Annotated in this window: 10 protein-coding genes; 2 read left to right on the top strand and 8 right to left on the bottom strand. The window is 53.8% G+C overall.

What is annotated here, in order from left to right; genetic code table 11:
* Window positions 1-261: 261 nt before the first annotated feature.
* Genes CWO84_RS16055 through CWO84_RS16065 form a run of 3 tightly spaced genes read right to left on the bottom strand, consistent with a single transcriptional unit; the run spans window position 262 to window position 5,941 of the window.
* Complete coding sequence (locus CWO84_RS16055; protein WP_101053791.1) at window positions 262-3,369, bottom strand: efflux RND transporter permease subunit; 3,108 nt, start codon at window positions 3,367-3,369, stop codon at window positions 262-264.
* Window positions 3,366-4,544, bottom strand: coding sequence for an efflux RND transporter periplasmic adaptor subunit (locus CWO84_RS16060; protein WP_033157519.1), 1,179 nt, complete (start codon window positions 4,542-4,544; stop codon window positions 3,366-3,368). Before CWO84_RS16060 ends, CWO84_RS16055 begins: the two co-directional genes overlap by 4 nt.
* Entirely contained in the window at window positions 4,541-5,941 is a 1,401-nt protein-coding gene (locus CWO84_RS16065) for an efflux transporter outer membrane subunit (RefSeq protein WP_101053794.1), read from the bottom strand. Before CWO84_RS16065 ends, CWO84_RS16060 begins: the two co-directional genes overlap by 4 nt.
* A 310-nt stretch (window positions 5,942-6,251) precedes the next feature.
* On the opposite strand from CWO84_RS16065, the gene CWO84_RS16070 reads away from it, so the two are divergent.
* A complete protein-coding gene (locus CWO84_RS16070; protein ID WP_033157517.1) occupies window positions 6,252-6,995 on the top strand; it encodes a methylenetetrahydrofolate reductase in 744 nt (247 codons plus the stop codon).
* 261 nt (window positions 6,996-7,256) lie between these two features.
* Here CWO84_RS16070 and trpC read toward each other — a convergent pair whose 3' ends face one another.
* The 5 genes from trpC to trpD all read right to left on the bottom strand — a co-directional run bounded on the left by trpC (window position 7,257) and on the right by trpD (window position 11,659).
* Entirely contained in the window at window positions 7,257-8,054 is a 798-nt protein-coding gene (gene trpC / locus CWO84_RS16075) for an indole-3-glycerol phosphate synthase TrpC (RefSeq protein ID WP_101053797.1), read from the bottom strand.
* Window positions 8,055-8,413: 359 nt separating this feature from the next.
* A complete protein-coding gene (locus tag CWO84_RS16085) occupies window positions 8,414-9,508 on the bottom strand; it encodes a hypothetical protein (RefSeq protein ID WP_033157515.1) in 1,095 nt (364 codons plus the stop codon).
* Between the two features lie 489 nt (window positions 9,509-9,997).
* Window positions 9,998-10,303, bottom strand: coding sequence for an addiction module antidote protein (locus CWO84_RS16090; RefSeq protein WP_033157514.1), 306 nt, complete (start codon window positions 10,301-10,303; stop codon window positions 9,998-10,000).
* 3 nt (window positions 10,304-10,306) lie between these two features.
* On the bottom strand, window positions 10,307-10,603 hold the full coding sequence (locus tag CWO84_RS16095; protein WP_033157513.1) for a type II toxin-antitoxin system RelE/ParE family toxin: 297 nt from the start codon (window positions 10,601-10,603) through the stop codon (window positions 10,307-10,309).
* Window positions 10,604-10,642: 39 nt separating this feature from the next.
* The gene (trpD, locus tag CWO84_RS16100) at window positions 10,643-11,659 is read right to left on the bottom strand and encodes an anthranilate phosphoribosyltransferase (RefSeq protein ID WP_033157512.1); all 1,017 of its coding nucleotides are present in this window, start codon (window positions 11,657-11,659) and stop codon (window positions 10,643-10,645) included.
* A 376-nt stretch (window positions 11,660-12,035) separates the two neighbouring features.
* On the opposite strand from trpD, the gene CWO84_RS16105 reads away from it, so the two are divergent.
* On the top strand, window positions 12,036-12,881 hold the full coding sequence (locus CWO84_RS16105) for a hypothetical protein (protein ID WP_033157511.1): 846 nt from the start codon (window positions 12,036-12,038) through the stop codon (window positions 12,879-12,881).
* The last annotated feature ends 44 nt before the right edge of the window (window positions 12,882-12,925 follow it).

Below are 12,925 nucleotides of genomic sequence, written 5' to 3' on the forward strand. Positions count from 1 at the left end.
CCTTTGCAATCACCTTACTAGATCCGCGCATACACAACGATGACAAATGTTTTCAGACCTCCCTAAAGCTATGTTTTAGTAAATGAAAATACCCGTCACTGCCACCGTACCTCGCAGCATAACACCGGCTTGATAGGATTGCCTTACAACGCGAATCCGCCGCTAATTTAGTAAGTGGTGGCAACATCGCTACCTGCCAAAAACCCCCGCCACCAATGCATCAGGCCAAACTTACCGCTTTGGTTTTTACCGCGATACCACCTATCGTCTGGCCCCCAAAATCGCATAGCAAACCGGCGTCAAAATCAAGCTGGCGGCCATCCCGATCAACAGGCCGGCTGACAGCGACAAAGTCATCGGAATCAGGAACTGCGCTTGCTGGCTGGTTTCCAGTAAGGTCGGCAAAAAACCGGCAAAGTTGGTTAGAAAGGCCAGCAAGATCGGCCGAAAACGGGCGATACAGGCGGCGCTGATCAGGTGTTCCACCGGGGTATCTTCGTCGCCGTGCTGACGAATATAATCCAGCAGCACCAGGCTGTCGTTTACCACCACGCCACTAGCCGCAATCATGCCCACTAACGATTCCATCGATAAGGGCAATCCGGCCGCCCAATGCGCCAGCACCGCGCCGCTCCAGGCCACCGGCGCTGCCAACAGAAAGATCAGCGGTTTGCTGTAAGATTTAAACGGCACCGCGATCAAAGCATAGATCACCAACAGTGCGATCAAGGTATTTTTACCGAAGGCCGCCAGCATCGCTTCCTGTTCCTGGCGCTGCTGGCCGATTTGCACATTCAGGCCGGGAAACGCCTGCTCCAGACGCGGCAAGGCGCCGCTTTCCAGCGCGGCGTAAATACCGTTGACATCGGCCTTGGTCGGATCGACGCGGGCTTGTACCTTCAACACCCGATGCCGGTCTTCACGGTTCAACCGGGAATAGCCTTGCACCAATTTGATCTCGGCCAGATCGTTTAGCGGCACGCTGCTGCCGTTCGGCAGGCGTACTGGTTGAGCCTTCAACGCATCCAACGATTGTCGTTGTTCCAACGGATAGCGCACAATCACTTTTACTTCCCGGCGGCCGCGCAGGAAGCGATGCACTTCCTCGCCGTAATAACCCTGGCGGACTTGCTCGGCCAGTTGTTCCAGGCGCAAGCCCAGGCGTTCGGCTTCCGGCTTTAACGCCAGCCGTACTTCCGGTTTGCCCGGTTCGGATGAGTCGATCACATCGTAAACCCCGGGAAACGCCGCCAATGCCGTTTTGAGTTGCTCGGCGGCGGGTTGCAGCAGGCTTGGGTCGTCGGCGCCCAGCAGCAACTCGATGTCGTAAGGCACATCGCCTTCTTTGTAAATAAAATCGACCTTGCCCCGGCCAATATCGCCGATACGTTGCCGCCAGTCGCGGATGAAGTCTTCAACTTTCAAACGCCGGCGGCCTTCTGCCGAGAATTCCAACCAAATACCGGCGCCATGCTCCCAAATAATCGTTTCCACACCGACCACCACACTCTGGTCGTTGGCATGAGCGGCTTGCATGTTTTGCCGGCTTGCTGGATCCACGCCGTCCAGTTCGTCGCGTAAAGCAAACAGGGCTTTTTCCACTTGGGTCGCCAGTGCTTGTGCCTCGCTGTAAGGCGCACTCTGCGGCAATTGCATCGATACCCAAAAACTGTCCGTGGTGACATCCGGATTAATCGACTGCCGCACCCGGTCGCTTAGTACCAAGGCCGTGCAAATTGCCAGCAGGGCGATGAACAAGGCCACGGTCAAATAACGCCAGGCCAGTGCCGTTTCCAACAGCGGCTGGTAAACACGTACGACGAAACGATCCAAGCTCTGATTCATTCGCTCGCGCAAGCGTTGTAAACGGCCGGGCTTGGCCTGGGTATCGATGTCGCCGACCAGATGCGATGGCAAAATCAGCAGGGCTTCGATTAGTGAGAACACCAGCGTCAAGATCATCACCAGGCAAATCGGCCGCATCAGTTGCCCTGCCCAACCCGGTAAAAACAGGCCGGGCAAAAACGCTACCAGTACGATTAATACCGACAGGCTCACCGGTAGCGCCACCTCCTGCACCCCCTTAATCGTCGCTTGCAGCGGTGACTCCCGGCCTTCGGTCTGCCGACTATGCACACTTTCGCCGATGATGATGGCGTCGTCCACCAGGATGCCCATCGCCAGCAAAAAACCGAATAAGGACAGCATGTTCAGAGAAATATCCAGGGCCGGCATCAGCCAAAACGCACCCAGCACCGAAGTAAAAATGCCGACGCCGGCCCACAGCGCCACCCGCAGCCTTAAGAACAAGGTCAGCACCAGACAGACCAGCACGAAGCCGCTCAAGCCGTCTTCCAACAGCGTGCCGATGCGCTCATCGTAAGCTTGCGAATCGTCCCACCAGGTAATCAGACGCAAGCCGTCCGGCAATTGCCCGCGCATCTCTTCGACATACGCTTTGACGCGCCGGGCTACTGCGACGCTGTCCTGTTCGGCGTGAATCTCCCAACCCTGCGCAGTTTCGCCATTGTGATGCCAGGCCCATAAGCGTTCTTCCAGGCCGTCCTTGATGGTGGCGATTTGCTCAAGCCGCACTCGGTTGCCGTCCGGCAAAGTCTTGACGATCAAGGCCCCGACCGCGTCGGCGTCGCGGGCGCGGCCACTGACGCGCAATTGCAGCTCGCCGTCGGGATTCTTGATCAGGCCACCCGGCAGATCCACCGAGGCCTTACGCAAGGCTTGTGCCACGTCGTCCAGTGTCAGCTGATATTTGCGTAATTGATGCGGCAACACTTCGATGTCGATTTCATAGGCCAGCTCACCGTAGTTACGCGCGCGGCTGACGCCCGGAATCGCTGCCAGTTGTTCCTGAATCCGGTCGCCGTAACGTTGCAAGGTGGCGGCATCGGTAGCCCCGTGCAAGGCCAGCCAGATCACGCCGTCGTCGTCGTCCCGGCCTGCCGGCAACACCTGGATTTTTTCCAGCTGTTTCGGCAGGCGCGGAATGGCTTCCACCCAGCTTTGCAGGGTTGCCATCATCTGGTTTCGGTCGTGGTCCGGCAGAATTTCAACTTCGATCTTGCAGTTATCGCCCCTAATCTCGGCGTGCAGATGTTTAACGCCCGGCACATCGTGGATGGCTTCCTCAATGGGCACGCATACCGATTCCTCGACTTCCGAGGGACCAGCGCCAGGGAATACGGCTTCGATCACGATGATATTAGGGCTGAAGCGCGGAAATACTTCTTTATCGACGCCAAGCACACCCAGCACGCCGCCGGTCAGAATCAGCAGCATCAACAGATTGGCCGCGACCGGATTGCCGGCGAACCAAGCCAATAAACCCAATCGCTGGTTGGTGGGCATCATGGGGCAGCGTCAGGCTGCGCTTCGACTGCGGTGACTTTCATGCCGGCCACCGCCACCGGCAATTCCGACACCACCACCCGCTCGCCGGGATTTAATCCGGCCTTGACGACGACATGCTCGGCGTCGTGGCGCAGCACTTGCAATTGGCGAATTTCCAAGCGTTGCTCGGCATCGACCAATTTGGCTTGTTGCAAACCGTTCAAAGCCGTGCGCGGCAAGCTAAACAAGCCGTCGCGGAGCACGCCTTCGATCTCGGCTTGCACGAATAATCCGCTCAGCAAGGGCGGCCTATCCGCGCTTTCCCGGAACGGCTCGGCGACTTGCGCGACCAGATAAAGCTGGCCGCTGTTGTCGTCCAGCGCCGCTTCGCTGCGGACGATGCGGCCTTGCCAGCTATGCGGCTGGCCGGCCAGTTCTGCGCGCAAGGTCACCGCCGGCCAGCGGCCGACCTTGCCATGTTGCCCCAAAGGCAGTTCCAAAAAGGCCAGTTGCTCGGTGCTGATCGGCAGACGTACTTCGGCGACATCGCTGGCGTAAATCCGTGCTATCACTGCGCCTGATGGCAGATATTGGCCCAAACCTGCTTGTTTGCTGAGCACCCGCCCGGCAAACGGTGCCCGCAATTCGCAGCGGCTGCGATTGAGTTTGGCCTTGGCCAGATCAGCTGCGGCGGCCTTGAGCTTGGCTTGCGCCTCGGCCAATTGCGGCTTGCGCAGCGCCAACGCTGTAGGTTCGCCTTCGCCCAATGCTTGCCATTCGCTGTGTGCCTGCTCGACTTGGGCCTGTTCGTTGATCAAGACTCGCTGGGCCTCGGCCAGCTGGGCTTCGGCGGCAACGATGGCGTAATCGTAATCGCGCGGGTCTATGGTCAGCAGCAATTCGTTGGCGGCAAAGAAACCGCCGGCAGCCATCGCCGAATGTACCTGCGCTACTTTACCGCCCACTTCGGTGACCAAGTCAATAGTCTCGCGCGGCGCGACCACGCCTTGGGACATGACGTTCAGCCGCAAGCTTTGCGGCTCGACGCGAACCACATTGACCTTGGGAATCGTTGGTTCGGTGTTTTGCTGCACGTTTTGCGGCTTGCCGGCGATGATCGCCCAGGCCGCGCCGGCCGCCGCCAGCAATACCAGAATCGGTAACAGGATTTTTAAATTGAGTGTTTGCGGATTCAAACGCCACCGCCTAATGCCAGATAGAGGTTGATACGATTGTTTAATAATTGCCGCTGTACGGCCAGGTGAGCGCTTTGCGCATTGAGGGTGCTGCGGTAGCTGTCGAGTAAAGTCAGGATTTCGATCAAGCCCTGCCGGTAGGAATACACCGCCAGCTTACGGCTGGCCTCGGTTTGCTCGACAGCTTCGCGCAAGGCCTGTTCCTGGGTGCGCAGCCAGGCTTCGGCGGCCAGCGCTTGCTCGACTTCGCGAAAGGCGTTTAAGGCCACGCTCTGGTATTGGTTAAAGGCTTCCTGGACTTTAGCTTCATTAAAGCGAATTTCCCCTTGCAGCCGGCCGCCGGTCAATAGCGGCTGGGCCAAGCCGGCGGCGAGGTTCCAGGCGGCCGCGCGCGGGGCGATGATCTCGGTCAAGGCCGCGCTGCTGGCACCACCCGCGCCGGTCAGCGTCACGCGCGGCAACAGGGCTTTTTCGGCGCTTTCCAAGCGCGAGTCGGCGGCCCGCAAGCGTTTGAATGCGGCGATGACGTCCGGACGGCGTTCCAATAGCTCGGCCGGCAAGCCGGCGCTCAAGGTTTCCGGCGGCTGCGGTAATTGGAATGTCGCGTCGAATTCTTGTTTAGCTGGATCATTCCCCGGATACCGGCCCAGCAAGGTTTGCAGGCGCTTACCGATTAACTGCGCATCGTTTCTAGCTTGGGCCAGCTGCGCTTGGGCATTTGCCAGATCGGTCAGCACCAAGCGCAAATCCAGGCCGCGGGTCAAACCCCGGTTGAAACGGCCGCGCACCAGATCGACAATGGTGCCGCGGTCCTTGACCGACTGTGCCGCCACCGTCGCTTGCCATTGCGCTTCAGTGAATTCGAAATAGGCTTGGGCAATCCGTGCCGCCAGCGATAATTGCGCGGCGCGATAATCGTCGCCAGTCGCTTCGGCTTCGGTTTCCGCGGCTTGTTGTCCGGCCTTGATTCGGCCCCAGACATCCAGCTCCCAGCTCAGGTTGAACAGCGCCATAAACGCGCCGGATTCGTTGCTTTCGCCACCCACATTGGACTTTGCGCGTTGATAGCCGGGTGTTAACGACAATTGCGGCCAGCGGCCGGAACCGGCGATAACAGCTTGTTCGCGTGCCGCGTCGACGCGGGCAGCGGCAGTTTTCAAATCAAAATTATCGGCCAGACCGCTGCTTACCAAGCCCGTCAGATGCTCATCATTAAACGCGGCCAACCAGCTCGTTGCGGCCTTTTCGGCAAAATGGCCGTTGCTGCTCCAGTGTGGTGGTGCCTGAAAAGCCAAAGCATGTGGGTCCCGAGGCGCGGGCGCTTCGCAGCCAACAGTCAATAGCGCCGATAGAGCTGACAAAATCCATAACATCGGGTGGCAAGGTTTGGCTGGCATTAGGGCGGGAATGGCAGAAAAAATCCGATGAATAGAGGCGCGGTTATTGAGTAAGACGTTCAAACAGACCAAATCCCCACCGCAAGCGAAAAATAATAGAGGCAATCCACTCGCCGTGATAGCTTGGGACCGACTAATTGTTCAGCAAGCCCGCTGGGTAGAAATTATTCCGCCTCTTGGCGCTTAGGCTGCGTTAACCCACTCAAAGAAATCGGCCATGTCCGCCGGGCTTTGTTTTTACTGCGTTACAATCCATACTTTGCGCATCGCGCACGTTTCCCGTCAAATCTTTTAACTACCCAGCCACACGATGAATATTTCGTTTGAAATCGTCCCGCGCAGCCTAGAGGCTTTCGACCAGCAATACGCCTTTGTGCAAACTTTGGACAAAGGCATCAACATCATTAATGTCCCGGACATCCAACGCTTCGATACCCGCAGCTGGGAATTGGCAACCCGCGTTGATCGGAGCAAATACCGCTTTATTCCGCATTTTCGGGCGATAGACTTCAAAATCGACAGCGGCGAACTTTACCGTATCATCGAAGAATATGCGCTGGACAGCGTATTGTTGGTGTCCGGCGATCCGCCGGAAGGTTTGAAGCGGTCGTTTTACAATACCGATGTGGTGGATTTGATTCGAGCTGTGCGCCAGCGTTTCCCAAATCTGAACATATACGCCGGCTTCGACCCGCATCGCAGCGGTGTGCAGGATGAATGCGATTACATCCAACGCAAGGTCGATGCCGGCGCCGGCGGCTTTTTCTCCCAGCCGTTCTACGACAGCCGCATGATCGACATCTACGCCGAGCACATGCAAGGCCTGGAAACCTATATCGGCATTAGTCCCATCACCAGCAAGGCCTCGATGAACTATTGGGAAGTGAAAAATAAGGTGAAGTTTCCGAAGCGTTTTCGGCCGGATTACGATTGGAATGTGGAATTTGCCAATGGCGTGATTGCCTCGGCGGCAGCGAATGGTTTGAATGTCTATTTCATGCCGATCCGGATTGATTTGGCGCGGTATTTTGGGGCGATTAAATTGGGCGGGTAATGTTGACATCAGCAATAGTTCCCTCTCCCACTGGGAGAGGGTTAGGGTGAGGGGATAAATTAGAAAAGCTTTATTCTGATCCCCTCATCCCAACCTTCTCCCGGTGGGAGAAGGGGCTGACGCTGGCGTGAGGTATCGCGTGGGAACGCCGCCATGGACGCTCTGTGTCGTCCGGTAGATACTTTGATTTACTATCCCTAAACCCGGTTGAATGCCGCTTCCAGCATCGGCAGCCGGCATCAATCTGAGCCAAGAGTTAACCTAAAAAAACAACTCGCGCATTTTTTGCCCCGGCGATTCGGCACGCATGAAGGCTTCGCCAACCAGGAAGGTGTAGATGCCGTTCTCCTGCATCAATTTCACATCGGCAGGGGTGTGAATGCCGCTTTCGGTGACAATCAACTTGTCGGCAGGAATGGTGTTTTTCAAATCCAGCGTGGTTTGCAACGATACATCAAACGTACGCAGGTTGCGGTTATTGATGCCTATCATATTGGTGTTGAGCTTCAGGGCCCGTTCCAATTCCTCCGCGTCGTGCACTTCGGTCAATACGTCCATGCGCAAGCCGGTGGCGGTGTCGGCCAATTCCTTCAGCATCGCGTCGTCCAGTGCTGCGACGATCAACAAGATACAATCGGCGCCCAAAGCTCGCGATTCGTGAATTTGATACGGATCGATCATGAAGTCCTTGCGAATCGCCGGCAGCGGGCAGTTTTGCCGCACCATTTGCAGATTGGCTTCCGAGCCCTGGAAAAACTCCTTGTCGGTCAGCACCGACAAACAGGTCGCACCGCTAAACGCATAATCGACGGCGATTTCCACCGGTTTGAAGTTCTCGCGGATCACGCCCTGGCTGGGAGAGGCCTTCTTGATTTCGGCGATAATCGCCGGCTTTTTCTGATCGGCCTTGCTGCGTAGCGCCGAATAAAAGCCGCGCGGGCCTTGCACGGTGCCGGCTAATTCTTCCAGCATCGACAATGGCGTATTGCTTTTGCGGCGGGCTACTTCTTCGGCTTTTTTGGTTAGGATGGTTTTTAGGATGTCTGGTGTATCGGTCATTGTTCTTGTTGGGTTTGTGTCGCTAAGGCGACGGTTATTTTAACATCGGGTCTCGGCCCGATAGCCGAGGTACTTTCTTTTGCTTGGCCAAAAGAAAGTACCCAAAGAAAAAGCCACCCAGATGCCGCTTATATCCTGCGCTCCGAAGGGTTTGAACGGGGTTTTCGGAAGGGCTATCCCTAGCCCTCCGAAAACGAGCGGCATCCCTGCCGCTCCCCTTCGGGCTGATCCGTTCAAACCCTCCAGTGCTCGGCGCGGCATAAGGGATAAAACCGTCCCGGAATTACAAACAATAAAATCGGTATTGGTAGATACTGTTACCCAGTATTTTTTAGGTTTTACTTCGAAACAATAAAAATTTACATGCTAAAAGCAATAGATAATCTTTGGGTAGTTAAGCTTACAAGATGTTCTGATTGGGACTTGTTTCTTTTTGGAGGTAACGCATACATGGATGGCGAACGATAGTCGGTAAACTCGAATGTGTATGCGTACACTAGAAGTGGCATATTTCTTTCGCTGGCTTGTTTAATGATAGGCTCGACATATTCCATCATATTGCGTGAAGAAAAACTTGTAGCACAAATAATCCAATTTAAATGCATTCCTTTTGTTTCTCCTGCAACACTAAACTTAGCGTTATCAGTTCTTTTTATTAGGCCTTCAGCTAATATAGCAATATGTATAAAGTCTCGCGCAGTCATATCGGCAAAATAACTTGAAATAAGCTCCCTGCCAGATGAGTTGGAAACAAGCCTATCCCCAATCGGAGCAGGAAGCCTGTTTAAATTTATCATTTCATAAATGAATGAAAAGTCATTTTCATTAAGACTTGAATCATGCCGAAGTTTGAGTATTGAGTCTAAGTCTTGTTGTTTTTTCTTAATTAATATTGATAATCTTTCATCGCCTAACGGATTATGATTTAGTATTGCACGGCGCGGGTTCGATGAATACTTATAAATTAAATCTAATAGATCGACTACAGTTCCATGAAAACCAGAAATAGCATGTATCAATGACTCTGGAATTGTGCACGTATATCCATAAGGTTTGTTCTTGGCAACCTTGTGAAATACAATTCCAGTTGAATGGGACACCACTGACAATAATACGCAGTAATTTATTTCCTTAAAAGAAATTGATACAGAATCACCAAATCTATTTATTCCATTAAGTTTTTGATTAGACTGATGCCTCCAATAGTGAATCCATTTTCTTGCTTGTTTAAGGTTATGTTCATCTTGCTTCTCGAGAGATTTGTTGCCAGATGTTAAATAAAATAGTACCAAAACCCCATTTCCAAACCAAGCTAAATCACAAGGTTCTTTTTCTTTATGCTTTTTTTCACCTTTCTTGTAATTTTGAGGTATATAAATATTTTGGGCCCCAAAAGACTTTTGCATTAGCTCTTCTAAAACACTTTCTTGATGACTCTCTAACTTTAAACTCATATCTCGTATCTGGCGTAATTGAGTTGCTTCGCGACAAAGAGTCCGTGGGCTGGGTTGAGCGAAGTAAAACCTCGCTTAAATATATTCTTGCTGGGTTTCATTTTCATTCAACCCAGCCTACGAAAACCTCAAAATATTAGACGCTTTCGAATTTCCCTGCGGGGTTTTCACCCCTATGCCGCGCCGAGCACCGGAGGGTTTGGACGGGTCAGCCCGCAGGGGAGCGGCAGGGATGCCGCTCGTTTTCGGAGGGCTAGGGATAGCCCTTCCGAAAACCCCGTTCAAACCCTTCGGCGCGCAGGAAATAAGCGGCATCGGGGTGGCTTTTTCTTTGGATACTTTCTTTTGGCCAAACAAAAGAAAGTATCTCGGCTGTCGGGCCGAGACCCGACATATAAAAAACCGTCGCGATAGCGACACAAAATTAGACCGCCTGAGAATACCCTATCAACGCCTCAAACTTACCCAATGCATTCCCTCAGAGGAATCTCATGCCGCTATTGTCTGCACCGTCAGCTTAACCCCAAGTGCCTTGCAGACTTTGGCAATGGTCTCGAAGCGCGGTTGGGCGTCGGCGCGTAAAGCTTTATACAAGGCTTCGCGGCTGATGCCTGCGGCAGCGGCAATTTCGGTCATGCCTCGCGCCCTGGCAATACTGCCGAGTGCATTGGCCAAGGCCGCCGGATCATCTTCTTCCAGAACAACGGTTAGGTATTCGGCAATGGCTTGATCGCTATCCAGATGTTCGGTAATGTCGAACACGGGCAAATCGGCAATTTTGATTTTTTCGTTCATGATTCAGTCCTCCAACAACGCGGCTAGGCGTTGAGCTTTCGCAATATCGGCGGTCTGGCTTGATTTATCGCCGCCACCCAGCATCACAATCAACACCTCGCCTCGCTGCACATAGTACATCCGCCAGCCGGGGCCGAAATGTTCACGCATTTCAAACACACTCCCGCCTACCGCTTTGACGTCACCGAGATTGCCTAGTTGGGCCTTTTCCAGTCGGCGCGCCAAGCGGCGGTGTGTCAATCCATCTTTCAAGCCAAACAGCCATTCGCTGAATGCGGGGAGTTGTTTGATTGTGTACATGCAGAAACTGTAATCGAACGATTACACCTCGTCAATACTTTAGTGGGCTTTGGAATACCCAATCAACGCCTCAAACTTACCCAAAGCACTCCCATCCGCCAACACCTGATGCGCTCGGCGAATGCCGGCATCCAGCGAATCGGCCAAATCGGCGGCATAAATCGCCGCGCCGGCATTTAACGCCACAATGTCGCGGGCCGGGCCGGCTTGGTTGTTCAATACCGAACGAATGATAGCCAAGCTATCGGTAGCACAGGTAATTGATAGCGTTTCCAGACTGGCGCGAGATAAGCCAAATCCTTCAGGCGTGATGGTGTAGCAATGAACGATACCGTCGATCAATTCGGCAACGTCGGTCGGTGCGGCGATGCTGATTTCATCCAGGCCGTCGCGCGCATGCACCACCAGCACATGCTTGCTGCCCAGTTTTTTCAAGACTTCCGCGACCGGCACCAACCATTGTTTATCGAACACGCCGATCAATTGATGCGGCGCATTGGCCGGATTGGAAAGAGGGCCGATCAGATTGAACAGGGTGCGCACGCCCATTTCCTTGCGCGGACCAACCGTGTGGCGCACCGCGCTGTGATGCTTGGCGGCAAACAAAAAGCCCACGCCTATGTCGTTAACACATTGCGCCACTTGTTCGGCGGGCATATCCAGATTAATGCCTGCTGCTTCCAGTACATCGGCGCTGCCGCAGTTGCTGGATACCGAGCGATTGCCATGTTTGGCCACCTTGCCGCCGGCCGCCGCGACTACAAAGGCCGCCGTCGTCGAAATATTGAAAGTGTTGGCACCGTCGCCGCCCGTGCCGCAGGTGTCGATGACATGCTCTCCATGCACCGGAACCGGCCGCACCAGCTCACGTAACACACTGACCGCCGCGGCAATTTCTTCGATGGTTTCGCCCTTGCAGCGCAAGGCAATCAAAAAGCCGGCGATTTGCGCGTCGGTCAGCTCGCCTTGCATCATGGTACGCATCACATCGCGCATTTCCTCGGTGCCGAGGTCTTGTTTATCCAGAAGTTTTTGCAGCGTGGCTTGGATTTGCATGGAGTGGGTAGCCGGTGTCTTGGTCAAGACAGGGATGATAACAAACGACGGCTCATATCGAAAACCTCGCGGGCCGTCAATCCCTCGCGAGCGAGGTCGCTTGCTTACACGATCTCGAGAACGGGTAGATAAAAAGGCGATTTTATTCCAAGCCAGCTTATAAATTTCAAGTTTTATTGACGTAGCACATTGATTAAGCCGTTATGTTTTTATGGTAATTGACGGTGGTTAACTTAGCTGTTAAATGACGGTCAAGACTAGCATTTTAAATAAGCGGCTTGTCGCAAAGAGCTAGTCTTTATCAGCATGGCAACGGTTTTTGGCCGTTTGGCCGTGCGCAGAAAATTTGTGCTCGTTAATCAATGGAGACATTACCATGAAATACTTTGCCAAGCCGATTCGGCGACCTTACTTTAAGACTTATCTGTTCAGCATTCTGGTGCTATCGCTTTGCCTTGCCCAATCTGCTGAGGCGGCGACGGTTTCTGCGAGCGCGGTCATCGACTGGAGTACCTTTAAAATTACCGCCATTGATATTGGCAATGGCCTGCCAACTGTGACGTGGAGTAATCAGAACGACACTAGCCAAGTGAATACTGGTTACTACTACAACACCTATGATAGCGCGGCAAATTGGAGCTCAGGGACTTCGACTACCGAGTCACTGTCCACATCGACCTATAGCAGATCTGCTTCCAGCGCTACATCGATTAATCAAATCAACGCCAATGCCGCTCTAAACGGTTCTTTTCCGTATCAAAGTTTATCAGCCAGCAGCGGTAGCCAGCGATCCGGCAGTTTTACCGTGCAAGGCAGCGGACTGTTAATTTTCGAAGCGAATTACAGTTTGATGGGGGATCTGGGTGCCTCAAGTAATGCCTCGGCAAGCTCCAACGCAAGCTTCAATTTGAGTTACTACAATGGCGGAAACTCCGGGTCAGTCAACCAAAATGTCAATCAGTACCTATCAACCGGCTCCGCGCCCGTGACGGAAAACGATATATTGTCTGTTGCTTTGGTCTTTAAAGACGGTTGGAGCGGAAGTTTTTCCGCGAATACCAGTGCATCGGTTTACGGGTACGACTACGGAACCGGAGGCGGCGGCAGCGTACCGCTACCGGGGGCTTTCTGGCTATTTGGCAGTGTATTGGCCGGAGCCGCCTCGTTGCGGTCGGCTAATACAATGCGCAGAATGCGGCCATTCGCAGAAGTCGCACGCTAAACAAGATGTCGAAGGGGTGGCGCCGGCTACCCCTTTTTTGCGTC

The organism is Methylomonas sp. Kb3 (assembly GCF_002834115.1).
GTDB classification, from domain to species: Bacteria; Pseudomonadota; Gammaproteobacteria; order Methylococcales; family Methylomonadaceae; genus Methylomonas; species Methylomonas defluvii.

Coding starts and splice junctions, on each gene's coding strand:
- CWO84_RS16095 (WP_033157513.1), bottom strand. CDS start 10,603: ATGTACACAATCAAACAACTCCCCGCATTCAGCGAATGGCTGTTTGGC.
- trpD (WP_033157512.1), bottom strand. CDS start 11,659: ATGCAAATCCAAGCCACGCTGCAAAAACTTCTGGATAAACAAGACCTC.
- CWO84_RS16085 (WP_033157515.1), bottom strand. CDS start 9,508: ATGAGTTTAAAGTTAGAGAGTCATCAAGAAAGTGTTTTAGAAGAGCTA.
- CWO84_RS16055 (WP_101053791.1), bottom strand. CDS start 3,369: ATGATGCCCACCAACCAGCGATTGGGTTTATTGGCTTGGTTCGCCGGC.
- CWO84_RS16070 (WP_033157517.1), top strand. CDS start 6,252: ATGAATATTTCGTTTGAAATCGTCCCGCGCAGCCTAGAGGCTTTCGAC.
- CWO84_RS16090 (WP_033157514.1), bottom strand. CDS start 10,303: ATGAACGAAAAAATCAAAATTGCCGATTTGCCCGTGTTCGACATTACC.
- CWO84_RS16105 (WP_033157511.1), top strand. CDS start 12,036: ATGAAATACTTTGCCAAGCCGATTCGGCGACCTTACTTTAAGACTTAT.
- CWO84_RS16065 (WP_101053794.1), bottom strand. CDS start 5,941: ATGCCAGCCAAACCTTGCCACCCGATGTTATGGATTTTGTCAGCTCTA.
- trpC (WP_101053797.1), bottom strand. CDS start 8,054: ATGACCGATACACCAGACATCCTAAAAACCATCCTAACCAAAAAAGCC.